The organism is Polynucleobacter sp. MWH-UH2A, assembly GCF_018687195.1.
GTDB lineage: Bacteria > Pseudomonadota > Gammaproteobacteria > Burkholderiales > Burkholderiaceae > Polynucleobacter.
Window position 1 is genome coordinate 1411211 of sequence record NZ_CP061321.1, and the last position, 16218, is coordinate 1427428.

Annotated in this window: 14 protein-coding genes; 3 read left to right on the forward strand and 11 right to left on the reverse strand. The window is 46.2% G+C overall.

Going from position 1 to position 16218, the window contains the following annotated elements; all coding sequences use genetic code 11:
- Nucleotides 1–14 precede the first annotated feature (14 nt).
- The 10 genes from IC571_RS07395 to IC571_RS07440 all read right to left on the reverse strand — a co-directional run bounded on the left by IC571_RS07395 (nt 15) and on the right by IC571_RS07440 (nt 10423).
- Nucleotides 15–2993: a formate dehydrogenase subunit alpha gene (locus IC571_RS07395; RefSeq protein ID WP_215315678.1), complete on the reverse strand. Its 2979-nt coding sequence runs from the start codon at nt 2991–2993 to the stop codon at nt 15–17.
- 62 nt (nt 2994–3055) lie between these two features.
- Nucleotides 3056–3277: a hypothetical protein gene (locus IC571_RS07400; protein ID WP_215315679.1), complete on the reverse strand. Its 222-nt coding sequence runs from the start codon at nt 3275–3277 to the stop codon at nt 3056–3058.
- Between the two features lie 115 nt (nt 3278–3392).
- Nucleotides 3393–4043 (reverse strand): molecular chaperone, encoded by a 651-nt coding sequence (locus tag IC571_RS07405; protein WP_215315680.1) that lies wholly within the window; start codon nt 4041–4043, stop codon nt 3393–3395.
- Nucleotides 4040–6130, reverse strand: coding sequence for a 4Fe-4S binding protein (locus IC571_RS07410; RefSeq protein WP_215315681.1), 2091 nt, complete (start codon nt 6128–6130; stop codon nt 4040–4042). Before IC571_RS07410 ends, IC571_RS07405 begins: the two co-directional genes overlap by 4 nt.
- A 10-nt stretch (nt 6131–6140) precedes the next feature.
- On the reverse strand, nt 6141–6722 hold the full coding sequence (locus IC571_RS07415; protein WP_215315682.1) for a DUF3306 domain-containing protein: 582 nt from the start codon (nt 6720–6722) through the stop codon (nt 6141–6143).
- A 2-nt stretch (nt 6723–6724) separates the two neighbouring features.
- Nucleotides 6725–7237 carry a DUF3305 domain-containing protein gene (locus IC571_RS07420; RefSeq protein WP_251373306.1) on the reverse strand — a complete coding sequence of 171 codons (513 nt, stop codon included), beginning with the start codon at nt 7235–7237 and terminating at the stop codon, nt 6725–6727.
- 32 nt (nt 7238–7269) lie between these two features.
- Nucleotides 7270–8358 (reverse strand): iron-sulfur cluster carrier protein ApbC, encoded by a 1089-nt coding sequence (apbC, locus tag IC571_RS07425; protein ID WP_215315684.1) that lies wholly within the window; start codon nt 8356–8358, stop codon nt 7270–7272.
- Nucleotides 8359–8491: 133 nt separating this feature from the next.
- A complete protein-coding gene (locus IC571_RS07430; protein WP_371742912.1) occupies nt 8492–9433 on the reverse strand; it encodes an anion permease in 942 nt (313 codons plus the stop codon).
- A gap of 80 nt (nt 9434–9513) precedes the next feature.
- A complete protein-coding gene (locus IC571_RS07435; RefSeq protein ID WP_215315687.1) occupies nt 9514–10161 on the reverse strand; it encodes a DUF47 domain-containing protein in 648 nt (215 codons plus the stop codon).
- 67 nt (nt 10162–10228) lie between these two features.
- Complete coding sequence (locus IC571_RS07440) at nt 10229–10423, reverse strand: heavy-metal-associated domain-containing protein (RefSeq protein WP_215315688.1); 195 nt, start codon at nt 10421–10423, stop codon at nt 10229–10231.
- A 50-nt stretch (nt 10424–10473) separates the two neighbouring features.
- On the opposite strand from IC571_RS07440, the gene IC571_RS07445 reads away from it, so the two are divergent.
- Nucleotides 10474–12750, forward strand: a complete 2277-nt coding sequence (locus IC571_RS07445) for a cation-translocating P-type ATPase (RefSeq protein ID WP_215315690.1) — start codon at nt 10474–10476, stop codon at nt 12748–12750.
- A gap of 22 nt (nt 12751–12772) precedes the next feature.
- Here the strand turns inward: IC571_RS07445 and IC571_RS07450 are convergent, their stop codons facing one another.
- Entirely contained in the window at nt 12773–13570 is a 798-nt protein-coding gene (locus IC571_RS07450) for a DUF3047 domain-containing protein (RefSeq protein ID WP_215315691.1), read from the reverse strand.
- A gap of 47 nt (nt 13571–13617) precedes the next feature.
- Between IC571_RS07450 and IC571_RS07455 the strand changes: the two genes are divergently transcribed.
- Together IC571_RS07455 and IC571_RS07460 are read left to right on the forward strand one after the other, a co-directional pair.
- Nucleotides 13618–15114, forward strand: a complete 1497-nt coding sequence (locus tag IC571_RS07455; protein WP_215315693.1) for a glycosyltransferase family 39 protein — start codon at nt 13618–13620, stop codon at nt 15112–15114.
- A 49-nt stretch (nt 15115–15163) separates the two neighbouring features.
- Complete coding sequence (locus IC571_RS07460) at nt 15164–16213, forward strand: lysylphosphatidylglycerol synthase transmembrane domain-containing protein (RefSeq protein WP_215315694.1); 1050 nt, start codon at nt 15164–15166, stop codon at nt 16211–16213.
- The last annotated feature ends 5 nt before the right edge of the window (nt 16214–16218 follow it).

Below are 16218 nucleotides of genomic sequence, written 5' to 3' on the forward strand. Positions count from 1 at the left end.
TCTTTGTTTTTTACTTAGGCAAATTTTTCGATTTGGCACATGGTTGTTTTGGTCTCTTGCATCATCGTGACCTGGTCATAACCATATGTTGTAGCAGTGTTGACAGCTTCGCCCTGAACCACTGGGGCGGCGCCTTCTGGGTAGTACTTGCGAATGTTCTCGCCTTGCCACCAACCGGCAAAGTGGAATGGAACCCAAGCGGTTCCTTGATCAACGCGCTCCGTTACTAATGCACGCACCTTGATCTTGGCGCCCGTAGGTGATTTAACCCAAACATAATCCCAGTTTTTAATACCGCGGTCTGCCGCAGCCTTTGGATTGATCTCCACAAAGTTTTCTTGTTGAAGTTCAGCCAACCAAGGATTAGATCGGGTTTCATCACCACCACCCTCGTACTCCACCAAACGACCTGAAGTCAGGATGATTGGGAACTTCTCGTAAAGCTTGTTGTTCAAGTTTTGATCTTGAACTGTCTTATACAACGTTGGTAAACGCCAGAAGTTCTTCTTATCTGCAGAAGTAGGATACTTGCGCATCATTGCTGCATTGGTACTGTAAAGCGCTTCACGGTGAATCGGGACTGGGTCTGGGAAATTCCAAACCACTGCGCGAGCTTTCGCATTCCCAAACGGATGGCAACCGTTCTTCATCACAACACGCTGGATACCACCAGACAAGTCAGTCTTCCAATTCTTGCCTTCAGCCAACTTCTTCTCATCTTCAGTTAACTGATCCCACCAACCTAGTTTCTTCACTAATACGTGGTCAAACTCTGGGTAGCCAGTAGTAATTGCGGAACCTTTAGAACAAGAGCCATCACCAGCCAGCAAGCTGACACCATCGCGCTCAACACCAAAGTTAGCGCGGAAGTTGCCACCACCCTCCATCACACTCTTACTGGTGTCATACAGGTTTGGTGAGCCCGGATGTTTAATTGCCGCCGTGCCATAACAAGGCCAAGGCAAACCATAGTAATCGCCAGTCGTATCGTATCCAGTGACTGGATCAACACCGCCACGAGACTTCAAAGTCTTCGGATCGAAAGTGGCAACCATTCTCATATGTGCTTTTAAACGCTCTGGTGTCTGACCGGTATATCCGATAGTCCAAACAGAGCGGTTAATCTCGCGCAGAATATCTTCGATCTGTGGCTCTCTCCATTGTTTGCCAGCGAACTTAGAATTGAGAATCTTGTAGTTCTTAGACAATTCCTCACCAAAACCTAAGCGATCAGCAAAAGCTTGCATGATCACGTGATCCGGTACGGACTCGAATAATGGATCGATTACTTTTTCGCGCCACTGCAAAGAGCGATTTGAAGCAGTTGCTGTTCCTACTGTCTCAAACTGAGTTGCTGCTGGCAATAGATAAACATTACGATTCTTGTTAACCGTATCACCTTCTGCCGGAGGCATTGCTGCCATCGCTGCAGTTGCGCTTGGATATGGGTCAACCACTACCAATAGATCCAACTTATTCATCGCGCGTTTCATATCCAAACCACGCGTTTGTGAGTTAGGCGCATGACCCCAGAAGAAGAGCCCCTTCACGTTAGTCTGTTGATCGATCATGTCATTCTTCTCAAGAACGGCATCGACCCAACGAGAGACTGTGGTGCCTGATTTTTCCATCATGTCTGGGGCATAACGACCTTTGATCCAGTCGTAATCAACACCCCAAACAGTTGCAAAGTGCTTCCATGAGCCAGCTGCCAAGCCATAGTAACCAGGCAAGGAATCTGGGTTAGGACCTACATCGGTTGCGCCTTGAACGTTGTCGTGACCACGGAAGATGTTGGTACCACCGCCCGATTTACCCACGTTACCTAAAGCTAACTGCAAAATGCAGGAAGCACGCACCATGGAGTTACCAATGGTGTGTTGAGTTTGTCCCATGCACCACACAACGGTACTTGGACGATTCTTTGCCATCGTTTCGGCAACTTTGTACATTTGTGCCTCAGGAACACCGCAGGCCTCCTCGACCGCTGCAGGCGTCCATTTCTCCATGACCTCTTTACGAATTTCTTCCATTCCGTAAACACGATCGTTGATGTACTTTTTGTCTTCCCAGCCATTTTTGAAGATGTGATACAGCACGCCAAACAAGAAAGGAATATCGGTGCCTGAACGAATACGCACATACTGATCAGACTTTGCTGCTGTACGGGTATAGCGTGGATCCACCACAATCACTTTGCAGCCATTTTCTTTGGCATGCAGCAGCATCAACATCGATACTGGGTGAGCTTCTGCCGCATTTGAACCAATGTACAAAGCTGCTTTGGCATTCATCATGTCGTTGTAGCTATTGGTCATGGCGCCATAGCCCCATGTATTCGCTACACCAGCAACAGTGGTTGAGTGACAAATACGAGCTTGGTGGTCTGTATTGTTTGTTCCAAAGAAAGAGACCCACTTACGCAGCAAGTAGGCCTGTTCATTGTTGTGCTTAGAAGATCCGATAAAGAACATCGCATCTGGAGAATATTTCTCGCGAATGCTCTTCATCTGAGCGGTAATTTCGGTGAGTGCTTGATCCCAAGAAATGCGTTGATACTTGCCATCCACCAACTTCATTGGATAACGTAAACGATAGTCGCCATGACCATGTTCACGTAACGCTGCACCTTTGGCGCAATGAGCACCCATGTTAATTGGTGAATCAAATACAGGATCCTGACGAACCCAAACACCATTCTCAACGGTTGCATCTACCGCACATCCCACCGAGCAGTGAGTGCAAATAGAACGCTTAACCTCGATCTTGCCTTTGCCGTCCAGCATGGCTTTGCTTGGCTCAGCAACCGCCTTTTGCACTAGGCTTAATTGGCTTGCAGCAATTCCTGCGCCAACCCCGATTCCAGAGCGCTTCAAAAAGGTTCGGCGGTCCATTGTTGGAACTGCCGCCTTCAGGCCACGAGACAAGCTACCAATCAAGCGTGTTGTAGATCGACTGCTTTGAGGTGTAGTGGATTTACGAGTCAGACTCATGTTTTATCCCTAAGAAATTTTTTTATTTATTTAAGAACAGCGAGCTTGAAAATATCAATCTCTTAAATCATGGTGCTTGCGTAATATTTACGCATGTGCTCAGTCATGGATTTTGTCTCCTCCGAATCCTTAGTTACACCAGCAATTTCTTGAGTGATTGCTTTGCCAACTGAAGTGTTAGAGGCCACGGCCACAGTACCCACTGCAGCGCTTGCACCAATAAAGAACATTCGACGAGAAGTCTTAGTCTCTTTGCTTGAAGCTACTTTAGTTTTAGTGCTCACGGCATGCTCCTTTGTAATTTTTCTTGACTATAGTCAAGTTTAATCACTTATTGCACTTTTGACATATCTATATGGCGAATAGGAGATAAGGTATTCCCCATATTGCAGCGCAACATTAAATCATGTCAAAACTTTGGCCTTCGATATCGAGAAACTCTCTAGTGAGCGTGGCGATAGGATGGTAAAGATGCATCTCCGGAAGGTCTTGAATAGCATCACATAATTCACCATACCAAGGGCGAATATGTTCATTGAAAAAGACTCTTTGATTTGTAAGGTTTGATATCTCCACATCATCCCCAGCAATCAGGTAGCGCATCACTTCACACAGTGTGGAGATGTGATCTTCGGTTTCGGTGACCTCTTCGGCAGCTTCAAGACCAAACTCTTCAAGCGCTTTGCGAATATTGACCAAGGGTCTTTCATTGAGGTGGCCAGCTAGATAAAAGGAGCCATTTAAAACGATATTGGGCTTACCAACGCTAATAAAGTTCAAATCAAACTCATCGTGCCAGGCCTTCGCAGGATTGTTTTTTGCTACCTCCACTACATCCAACCATGCCTTAGCTAATGGCGCATCATCGGAGGCCCCCTGCTGATCAGCGGTAGCGGCAATTTGATTTAGAAATTCTTGATCTGGTGGTAAATGAAAAAAGCGTGCAATCAATCCATAGAGATCTGCTCGTGCCAAATCTTCTGGCAAGCCTACATCCCCAACCTCAGTAGCCGAGGATTTATTTATCTTTTGCGAACTCTGATCTGTCATATCTCTTTCTTCACCATATCCACGACACGGCAATCACCACACATTTTTAAACGATCCATCGCCGCGCCACTGAATGCGCTATGCGCTCCCAACTTAGCGAGCATGAGATCCACCATTTTTGCAGTCCCAAATGGCTTCCCACAACTGATGCAATGGAAAGCCTGAGTCTCATTTAGCGTTTGCTTTTGCTTACGTTGCTCAACGCTTTGCAAGCGCGGGCTTAAGGTCAGCGCACTTTCTGGGCAAGTTTGCACACAGATCCCGCATTGAACGCACTGCTTTTCAATAAAAGACAGTATGGGCTCATCAACATTATCCAGAAGCGCACCCTCTGGGCAACTGCCGACACATGACATGCATAAGGTACACGCATCTCGATTGATTGCCAATCCGCCCAATAAAGAATTTTTTGGAAGAGGAGCGCCAACCTCCGGCAAACGAGTCTTTGCTTGTTTTTGCAGATGCTCTAAGACCGCTTCTAGGGTTTCCCTCTTTTGATTCGATAGGCCAAAACTCGCTGGTGAACAAATGGGTGTCAATGAACCGCGTTGACGTAAATCCCCCATTGCTTTGGATACTGTACGCAAGTCTTCTTGCGAATCGACCATTAACAAATGAACACGATCCTCAAAACCATAGGCATTCAAAATTGAATTGGCTAATTTGACTTGGTTAATCAAAGCCTCACGATAGGCGGGATCTTCGTCACCACTCAGAAGCAGAATAACTTCAGTGAATCCATAGGAAAGCGCACTAAGCCATAACTCTAGGCCTGTTGACGCAATATGCTCAATACCGTATGGCACCAGAAAAGCAGGAAGCCCCTCGAATTGTTTTGGCAACACATGGGCGGAACGGCCCAGGCTATCAATTAATTGTGAGCCTGCCTTGTAGTTATGCAATAACAGACTTGGTGTCAGCTCCAAATTAAGTTTTGTAGCTTCAGCGCCAAACACACTAGCAAGCGTCTTTAATTCTTTTCCTTGATGCGACACACTTGGATAGTTGTAGCGCATCGCCCCAGATGGGCAAACCGTAGAGCAAGCACCACAACCCATACAAAGGTTGGGATTAACCTCTACCGTTCCTTGACCATTCTTAAAAAGAGAACTGATTGCTCCTGTTGAACAGACATCAATGCAAGCACTGCAGCCCACTTTGCCATTGCGGCCATGCGCGCAAACTTTGTCGCTGTAGACGAAGTATTTGGGCTTTTCAAACTCCCCCACCATCTCCAGCAATTGATTCATGATCAAGGCCTGTTCAAGGGGATCGCTGCCTGGCGCAAAATAACCTTGGGGCGTTTGACTCATGCGCATTGCGGGACTTGGACGCAAATCCAATATCAGATCAAATTCAGAGCTGCGTTCACGCTCCTCTCTATCAAATGAAATTGCCCCAATACTTGCGCAAGCAGTTACACAAGAACGATGCGCTTTACATTTACTTAAATCAATTTGAAACGAGAGATCAATTGCATTTTCTGGACAGGCTTCTAGACATGCTCCGCAACGAGTGCACATTTCTAAATCAATAGGATTTTGCGCCTCCCAAGTCACTGTGAAATGACCAAGATATCCATCCAAGCTGGTAATCACACCGCTGTATATGGGGTAATCGCGAGCCAATGGAAGTTCGCTCGGCTCGGTACAAAGAACAGATACATCCAAAGAAGTTTGAAGCTTTTCAGCCCAAGGGATCGCTTGTGCACCAGGGCCCAAAATTAATAACCTACCTTGGCTTTCATAATTAACTACGGGCACGGCTTCCGCCTCTGGCATCTCACTTAATGCCAATAATGCAGCGATCTTTGGTCCGGATATTTTTGCTTCCTGAGTCCATCCAGCAACTTCTCGAATGTTGACGAACTTTAAGGGTGCAACTAACGGTTTTTCAGATTGACTTGCTAACTCGCTAAATAAGGAAGCCTCTTGAGTGCAGGCAACCACTATAGATTCAGGGCTGTCTAAGCCCTTCAAGAAAGAGCTAAGCTCTTGTCTGCACAAAGAATGGTGCATGGTTACGCCCAGAGCTTTAGCATCCAAGGGCATTGTGCCATTGCAGTTACATACGAATTTTTGACCCATTAACAACCTTCTAGGTTTTTTTCTGCTCTAACTCTGATAAGGGGTCGCTCGAGTCTGTCGACTCGTTAGACCTCTGAATATGTGTGGATGTTAAATCAGTTTTAGATTCTGCCGCTAAAGCCTGATTTTCTGGGTTAGATGGTGAGTCAGCCGACTGAACTTTGTGCCCCTCTGCTGTAGCTGCATCTGGTTTCTTACGAAAGAGGTTCAACATATCACTTTGAACCATGCGCTCTAACATGCCTGGCATCAGTGGATCTGGCTTCGAGTAATCATCAATGTAAATATCTAATCCATCCATCACATTAAAGTGCGGATCAGTAAACATCTTCTTTAAGGCGGCCTGCTGCACGGCCGGATCCACCCCGGGCTTCATGAAGGCAGAAAAGTCTGGAGAAAACCGATCAATTTTCTCCACATCTTCAAATGTTGCTGGAGGTTCAGCTTGATCTACTGCATCTACTTTTACCGCTGAACTAGAATCAGAAGCAGGCGAAACGGGAACTTGTTTAGCCAACTCATCGGGCAAATCCAACTCTTTTTCTTGACCAGATTTGCGACGCGACCAGCGACTGAAAAAACCTTCTGTCATCGCTACTCCGCTGGCCGCTCTGCACCTTTGAAGGATGCAGGCTTATGTCGTTTCTTGGGCTCAGGTCGGTAATGTTCGTCTACATACTCTTGTAACCATGCAGTATGTTCCTGACTCATCGGCACTGTATCGACTGACTCACCACCATCAAGCAAGCGCGCTGCCTCGTGATAGCTCACGCAAATTCGATGAGGCACGGCAATAGTCGCATCAACTCTAGCCAGCGGAAGAGACTGTGCATCAATATACCGATCGATATCTTCCTCAAGGCGCCACATCACAAACCAACAAGGTGTGATAGCTGAAGTATTGAGGTAATAACCTTCTGCCTCATCTTGAAAAAGATCTAACTCAAACCCAGAAAATAGCCATGTTTCACCTTCAGCATCACGCTCATGAAGTCTGCCAATAATGGCGAGAGGCGCATTATTTTCAAAACTTTCAAAATCAGGCAAAACCTCCTGAGGCACCCAGCGATGTGAAACCCATGGGTTATCCATTTTTTGTTTACGCATGAGTACAGCAAAGCGCATAAGGATTTAACTTCTTAAGTGTTTTGAACGACGATGTTGGGGAATTTACTGCTCATATCTTTAGATAGCGTAGCGACTCTAATAGCAACTCGTCTAGCGATATTTTTGTAAATGGCACTAATAGCGCCATCCGGGTCAGCCACCACGGTAGGTCTACCCGCATCCGCTTGCTCACGAATCGATAGATTGAGTGGCAAGGCGCCTAAAAATTCAACGCCATAGTCTTTGCACATTTTTTCGCCGCCACCAGTACCAAATACATGCTCCTCATGTCCACAGCTAGGGCAAACATAAGTGCTCATATTTTCAATAATGCCAACAATTGGCACGCCCACCTTTTCAAACATCTTGAGACCCTTACGGGCATCAAGCAAGGCAATGTCTTGTGGCGTGGTCACAATCACTGAGCCTGTTACGGGCACTTTTTGAGAAAGTGTTAATTGAATATCGCCAGTGCCTGGTGGCATATCCACCACCAAATAATCCAAGTCACGCCAGCGCGTTTGACGCAGTAATTGTTCTAATGCTGAAGTCACCATCGGACCACGCCAAACCATCGGGGCATCATCGTCAATTAAGAAACCAATCGAGCTGGCCTGCAAACCATGGCCTTCCATTGGTTCAATCGTATTCTCCTCAAGAGAATCTGGTCTACCAGTAATGCCCAACATCATCGGCTGACTTGGTCCATAAATATCAGCATCCAATATGCCCACTTGCGCGCCTTCCGCAGCTAAAGCGAGCGCTAAGTTCACAGCGGTAGTGGATTTACCAACACCACCTTTTCCGCTTGCTACTGCAATAATATTTTTCACGCCAGGCAATAACTTGACGCCCCGCTGCACAGCATGCGCAACGATTTGACTAGCGACATTCACGCTGACATTTTTAACGCCCGGCAAGTTACGTAAAGCATTAATTACGGCTTTACGAATAGCATCAAACTGACTTTTTGCTGGATAACCCAAAACGATATCCAGAGAAACATCGCCGTCCTCTACTTTGAGATTCTTGATATTTTTAGCGGTAACGAAATCGACGTTTGTATTGGGGTCGACCACACTTTTTAACGCACCTTGAACCGCTTCAACAGTAACTGACACAACTTTCTCCCATAGCAAGCAACTCCTGAAGTAACTCACAGGGTTGCAAATAATATTGAATCAACAAGGGGTAGATTAACCGCACCAGCAAAAAATTGCTTGAAATATGAGCGAGTGATCTCGCGAAGCTAAATTAAAAGATGATTAAGCTGAGGTAATACACCAGCATCGACATCAAAGCAGTTGCCGGAATCGTGAAAATCCAAGCCCATACGATGTTTCCGGCCACGCCCCAACGAACCGCGCTCGCTCTTAATGTAGATCCGACGCCAACAATAGCCCCAGTAATTGTGTGGGTGGTTGAGACAGGCACACCCAAGGCTGTTGCAGCAAACAAGGTAATCGCACCACCCGTCTCAGCACAAAAGCCACCAACAGGTTTTAGCTTAGTGAGCTTCTGCCCCATGGTTTTCACAATACGCCAGCCACCAAACATCGTACCCAACGCAATCGCAACGTAACAAGACACAATAGTCCATAGAGGCGGCATGCTTGCACTAGCATCCGTATAGCCGGTAATAATTAAAAGCAGCCAAATGATGCCGATGGTTTTTTGTGAATCATTGCCGCCATGTCCAAGGCTATATGCACCCGCCGAGATTAATTGCAAACGACGGAACCAACGATCGGTTTTGGATAGCGTTGCATGACGACAAATCCAAGACACCAACAACATCGTTAGAGAGCCTAAGAGGAAACCCACCAAAGGGGAGATAAAAATAAAGGCAACTGTCTTAAAGATCCCGGCCCAAACTAAACCGGAGATGCCCGCTTTTGGTAAAGCCGCACCAAGAAGACCGCCGATCAAAGCATGTGATGAGCTTGATGGAATGCCATAGAACCATGTCACGACGTTCCATATGATTGCACCAACTAAAGCGCCGAAGATGACATGCAAATCAACTGCCGATGGATGAACAATACCTTTGCCTACGGTAGCGGCAACACTGAGATGAAAAATAAAGATTGCCAAGAAATTAAAGAAGGCTGCAAAAACTACTGCCTGCTGTGGTTTTAAAACGCCAGTAGAAACTACAGTTGCAATGGAGTTTGCCGCATCATGAAAACCATTCATGAAATCGAAAACCAATGCGAGCGCTACCAATAGCGCTACTACCCAAAAAGCTACTTCTATCGCTGGCAATTTAGTTCGCCTTAAGAATTCTCAAGAACAATGCCTTCAACTAAATTGGCAACGTCTTCGCATTTGTCTGTAACTTCCTCGAGTAATTCATAGATACGCTGGCACTTAATGAGCTCACGTACCTCGATATCTTCACGGAATAATCTAGTAATAGCAGTGGATAGGAGGCGATCAGCGCCAGACTCTAAGTGATCGATTTCATCACAAGTCTTCAATGCTGCCTTAGCCACCTCGGGGTCAGAGATATCTTTGAGGGTACCCACCGCATTTCGCATACTGATGCAGCACTGATTGCATAGCTCTGCCATTTGCAACATCTCTGGTGTCATTTGCTTTACATCATATAAGTGCATTGCTTCTGTGCCGTTTTGCAATAAGTCGGCAACATCATCCATCGTATTGATGAGTGAAAAAATCTGATCGCGGTCGATTGGGGTGATAAATGTTTTGTGTAGGCGGCGGTGCACTTCTTTCACAACATCATCACAAGCATGCTCAGCCTTATCTACATCTTGCGTGTATTTTGCGCGTAAACCTTCGTCGCCGTAATGTTCAACAAACTTCAAGAAAGATTCTGAAGCTGCAACGATATTCCCGGCATGCTCATTGAACAATTCGAAGAAATTACCATCGTGAGGCATTAACTTACTGAAGAACATAAATCACGATCCTTTGGGAACAAAAACTACGGGTTTTGTTAGGTTTGGCGTCATTCTAAACAAAAGCTTATTGAACAACTGGAAAGCCAGCATCTGTTATAAGCTGAGCCGCTTTTTCGGCAGTAAGCGCTGTTTCCAAGGTCACAATCTGGGTTGCCAAATCGGCCTGCACTTTAGCTGCGGGGTCCTGAGCCTGTACGGCTCGAGTCACGGCATTAATACAGCCTCCACAGGTCATTCCAGACACTTTTAGACTCAACATATCGTCCTTTTTATGTAAATTGGCCTTCTATGGGGTAGATTATCTTCCATATGAGCCAGCAAAAAGACACAAACCCCTCAATTTTTACCCTAGATATTGATGGAATGACCTGCGCCTCGTGCGTAGCAAGGGTTGAAAAGGCGCTTGATCACATCCCCGGTGTAGAGGCTGCCAGCGTTAATCTGGCCACGGAGCAAGCCAAAGTCCGCCTAGAACCAGGCTCCACCACCTCAGCAGACGAAATCATCAATTTGGTGCAAAAAACAGGTTATGGAGCCAAGATCAGTTCGCCCCATGGCAAGCTTGCCCCAAACCCCGCCCATGCGTTTTGGGGTTCAGATGGTTTGGGAAGGGTATTACTGAGCTTCGCCTTATCTGCGCCACTCTTCTTACCCATGTTTTTTATGCCATTTGGCATTCATTGGGCGCTTAGCTCAAAGTGGCAATTTTTGTTAGCAACGCCTGTGCAATTTTTTTTGGGTTGGCGATTCTATAAGGCTGGCTTTAAATCTGTTTTAGCTGGTGCCGGCAATATGGATTTACTAGTCGCGCTTGGAACAAGTGCAGCATATGGCTTAAGCGTTTATCAAATGCTTGCTTCACCACATGCTAACCATGAACTCTACTTTGAAGGCTCCACAGTCATCATTTGTATGGTCTTACTTGGTAAATGGCTAGAGGCGAGAGCAAAAAGACAAACTAGCGAAGCGATTCGTGCGCTTCAAAAGTTGTGGCCAGAAAATGCAAAAGTACTCAACTCAAATCTTGAAATCAAAGATGGGGTTGCCCTCGATCAATATCGAGAATTACCACTTGATCAAGTGTTTCCAGGCGATCGCGTCCTAGTATTGCCTGGTGAACGCATTCCGGTAGATGGCCTGATTCTCTTAGGCAATAGTCATATTGATGAATCTCTACTGACCGGTGAAAGCGATCCCGTGAAAAAGACGCTTGGCGCAAAAGTAATTGGCGGATCACTAAATGGTGAAGGCGTTCTCATCATTGATGCTTCGGCAGTTGGTGTGGAAAGCGTCTTATCAAAAATCATCACCTTGGTTGAAGATGCGCAAACACAAAAAGCGCCTATTCAGAAACTGGTTGACCGAGTTAGCGCTATTTTTGTTCCCAGCGTCATCATCATTGCCTTGATTACAGGATTAGCGAATTGGATCTATCTAGATTCTGTATCTATTGCCATCTTAAGATCCGTATCTGTTCTCGTAATCGCCTGTCCTTGCGCGCTTGGCCTAGCCACTCCCGCGGCAATCATGGCTGGCACTGGTGTCGCAGCACGCTTTGGCATCCTCATTAAAGACCCCCAAGTTTTAGAGTTAGCGCATCGACTCAATATCGTTGCCTTTGATAAAACAGGCACCCTTACCATTGGTAAACCACAAGTGCTGGAGTTTATTGATCTCAGCAACGCTAGCGATAAGAACTCTCTTCTTGCAACTGCCGCAGGCTTGCAAATGGGCAGCGAACATCCATTAGCTAAAGCGTTAATAGGCGCCGCTAAATCCGCCGGTACCATCCCTATCCCACCAACTCAAAGCGAAGCCTTACCAGGCATTGGAATTGCCGGTATCCCTAGCTCGGGACCTTGGGCCAATCAAAAACTCTTACTTCAAAGCATTGCTTCACTTGAGAGCAGCCCACACTACTCAGAGATTTTGACCAAGGCGCAAGATTGCCTCAATCAAGGTCAAACCGTATCAGTACTGATGCATTCAGGAACACCATCAGTACCTTTAGCCATCATCGGTTTTGGCGATGAACTCAAGAGCTCTGCAAATGCAGCAATCTCTGCCTTGCACCAGCTACATATTCGTACTGTGATGATCTCTGGTGATAATGCAGCCGCTGCAAAACGAGTGGGTCAATCTATTGGTATTGATGAAGTGTTTGGGCAAGTATTGCCAAGCAACAAAGCAGAAATTATTCGTCAATTGCAAACTTCCGGAAAAAATCAAACCAAGCAATATGTTGCAATGGTAGGCGATGGGGTAAATGATGCGCCCGCTTTGGCAACAGCAGACGTAGGCATGGCAATGTCCACGGGTACAGATGTGGCAATGCAGGCGGCTGGCATCACACTCATGCGCGGTGACCCTAGCTTAGTGGCGGATGCGATCGATATTTCTAAAAGAACATGGCAGAAGATTCAACAAAATCTTTTTTGGGCTTTTGCATTTAACGCCACAGGCATTCCTCTGGCGGCACTCGGATATTTATCACCCATGCTTGCAGGTAGCGCCATGGCACTCTCCAGTTTCTGCGTGCTAAGCAATGCCCTCTTACTAAAACGCTGGCGACCCATGCATCTCTAGTTAGGCTTTATATTGCAGAATGCTATTTGATGGGCTTGCGAACTAACTCGATATCGCCATAAAACGCACGTGTTTCTGATTTAGTGTTATCTGTATCAGTAAGCAAAGCAATCCCAATGACATCACCCGGTGTCTCACCATAAGCACGTTTATAGTCTGCCGATAAATCGCGCTGATGCTTGTGCCATTGGCCCAAATTATCCCAACCTGAATCCACCACAATCATTTTGATGCGCGAGGTGTGAGCATTGGTGATGACAGAATCAACAGGGGATTTACCAGACCAGATATACATCAGAGTAGCATAAGGCATTTCTTGACCGCTAATTAAATTCGCCATCTCAAAATTCATTTTTTCCTTTAAAGGCAGCTTGGACTTGTTGCCATCAAATGCAACTAAGATCCTTAAAGGCGCATCATCGCGATAGCCTTCGTTGTTATCAGCCTCAGGCATAGCGCTCAGCGCCTTCCACTCCCATTGCAACCACAAATTTGTCGCTTTCTTTGGATTTAGCTTTACAGCCAATCCCGATGCGGATGTTTTGGAGCTTGCACTTAAAACGGTTCTACCCTGATAGTTCTCTAGGCGATAGACCGTGTTCTTTTTATAAGGGGCTATGCGATAAAAGCTCCAACCCTGCGGCATACCTTCACGCGCCGCCTCTGCAGAGAACTTTGGCAAGTCTTCCTGAGCAGGAATCTGATCAACACGAATTGCTTGCCCAGACTCATCCTGAACCGAACCGCCACCAAATCCAGCGCAACCTGATAGCGCAACGATTATGAAGAGTGAAATGATGGATAAGGCAATTTTGTACATAACAGAATTGTCCCAAAGTTTTACTCAACTGAGTCTAAAATTACGATATGCGCCAACACTCACCATCAAGCTGGGCTGCAATCAGTATTTGTATTGCGGCATTGATGCACTTTGCCCTAGGCTTTGCAATTGAATTTTCAGTAGATGAGGCTCACTATGCCTTATATGCACAACATCTTGCTTGGAGCTACTTTGATCATCCGCCATTAGTTGGCTGGATACAGTGGCCACTCGTTGTCCTTACATCATCAGAAGGAATCATTCGACTCGTACCAGAACTCCTTTGGGTAATTTCGTGTTATCTGGTTTACCAAGTCACATTAGAAATCCACCATTTAATCCAAGGTAGAAATGCCGGCTACCTAACCAGCGCTCTGCCTTCTCAAAATACCTGTGGATTAATGGCCGTACTTGCCATTATTGCCGCGCCCATTCCTCACATTCTCGCAATCGGCTTACTACCCGATACTTTACTTGCGCCACTAAGTCTTGGATTAATGTTGATGGCAATTCGCTGGCTCACTAAAGATCGCTTTAGTACTCGCGACTGGATTTTGACTGGCATCCTATTAGGTCTATCTGGCTTAAGCAAATACACGGCCATTTTTAGCGCTTTTGCCTTCCTGTTTGTATTCTTAAGCGGCCCCAGAAAATCTTGGCTCAATACAGCGGGATTTTGGCTGGCTGCCATCATCGCCCTTTTCTTCATTAGCCCTATTCTTTATTGGAATTGGGCTAATGACTGGATCTCATTTAAGTATCAAATTGCTCATGGTGCAGGCGGTGCATGGCTATGGCGAAGATTGCTAGCTTATATTGGCGTACAGGTCTTGGTTTACGGTCCGCTATTACTTCTTGGCGCATATTTATTTATTAAACATTGCATTCATGGCGCCAAACTTTCTATATGGGCTTTGCTGGGATTTTTTGCAATCCCATTTGTCATCTTCGCGACGCTCGCTGGAGGAGGCGGTCTGCCACATTGGACATCACCCGCATGGTTTTGTCTTGCTCCTTTTGCTGGCATTGGCTTAGCCAAGGCATGGACAACTCAACATCGCCGTCTCATACAAATTCTTTTTATCTCTCAAGTAGCGCTTTGTTGTATGGGGTTTGTCTACGTACTTTCTGGCGGCATCAATTCAAGTGCGATTAAAGCGAACCCAGTTGCAGATCTATATGGCTGGAAATTAGCAGGACAAAAGGCGGCCCAACTCACACAAGCAACAAAAGCCCAAGGAATCGCCGTACAAAACTGGACATTGGGAAGCAGAGCCGCATGGTATGCAAAGCCAACCCCAGTTTTTGTATTGGACCAACGACAAGACCAATTTGATGTTTGGTTTGGCAAACTACCTCCAGGAGCAAACATCCTGCTAATTAACTGGTCTGGGATGCCCTTTTCGGCTCCAGTGGGAACCCAAGACTCTTTTGAGCGTTGTGAACCCCTAGACAGTCTAGAGGTTGTGCGTTTTGGGCAAATTTTGTCTAAATTTGACTTTAGCCTCTGTAGCAACTGGCAAGCCTCTGGGTTAGCGAAGTAAATCGTCAAAATTCAAGACCTTAGGCGCCCAAAGCATTATCCTTACGCCTATGCGTTCACAAGTTACATCCACCCCAAATCCTAAAGACTCTGCTGGGTGGAAATCTATTCTGAAACGTGCATGGCCAACGATTCGAATCGTGCTGTCAGTTGCCCTGCTTTGGAAAGCGACCAGCGGAATTGATTGGCACACCCTCCTTGATTCAGAGATCAAGATGGAGCCTATCTGGCTAGTTGCCGCAATGCTTGCGATTTGCTGCGCGTTTATTTGTGGCGGCTTACGCTGGGGCTTTCTGATGCGCAGTGTGGGATTTCAGGGAAGCCTATTTAAATACATTGCGCTGTACTTTGCGGGCGGCTTAATTAATCAAGGTCTACCAAGCACTCTTGGCGGAGATAGTTATCGCGCAATTACTGCTACACACCTTAATAGCGCTGGCAATCTTAGTGAAACAAAAGAGCTAGACCAAGAGTTACATCATTCTGTTGACCTTGAGCATGCAACTCCAAAATTGCGTTTGAGTTTTGCCATGGTGCTCGTGGATCGCCTACTAGGACTGGCAGGCAATAATTTATTAGGTGGGCTTGGACTTATTTTGGGCGGCGCCACCCTTGCAGCCTGGGGACAAAATCTTGGCTATGCCGTAGTAGCAGTAATGATACTGGCTGGACTAATAATTGCCTTGGTTTTAGCCTGGAAGCCCACAACCGAACTATTACAGAAGTTACTGACTCGTTTAAATATGGGCAACGCTATGCCGGGCATACGCCTCGCCTTCTCATGGCCAATGAATATTGCACAAGCAATTTTCGCGATTGCAATTCACGGATTTATTATTTTGGCCTTTGGTTTTTGCTTAAGAGCTTATGGTGCCGAAGCACCAATCTCTAGCTTAATGATCGGGCTACCTGCATTAAGTCTTTTATTAATGCTACCAATTAGTATTTCTGGATGGGGTCTGCGTGAAGCAACCCTATCTTCAGTCTTGGCACTTTGGGGAGTTAGTCCATCACTCACAGTGCTCGCCTCAATGAGTTATGGCGCACTTACTGTGATATCTGTTTTACCAGGCGCATACTTTTTACTGAAACGAAAATAATCTAA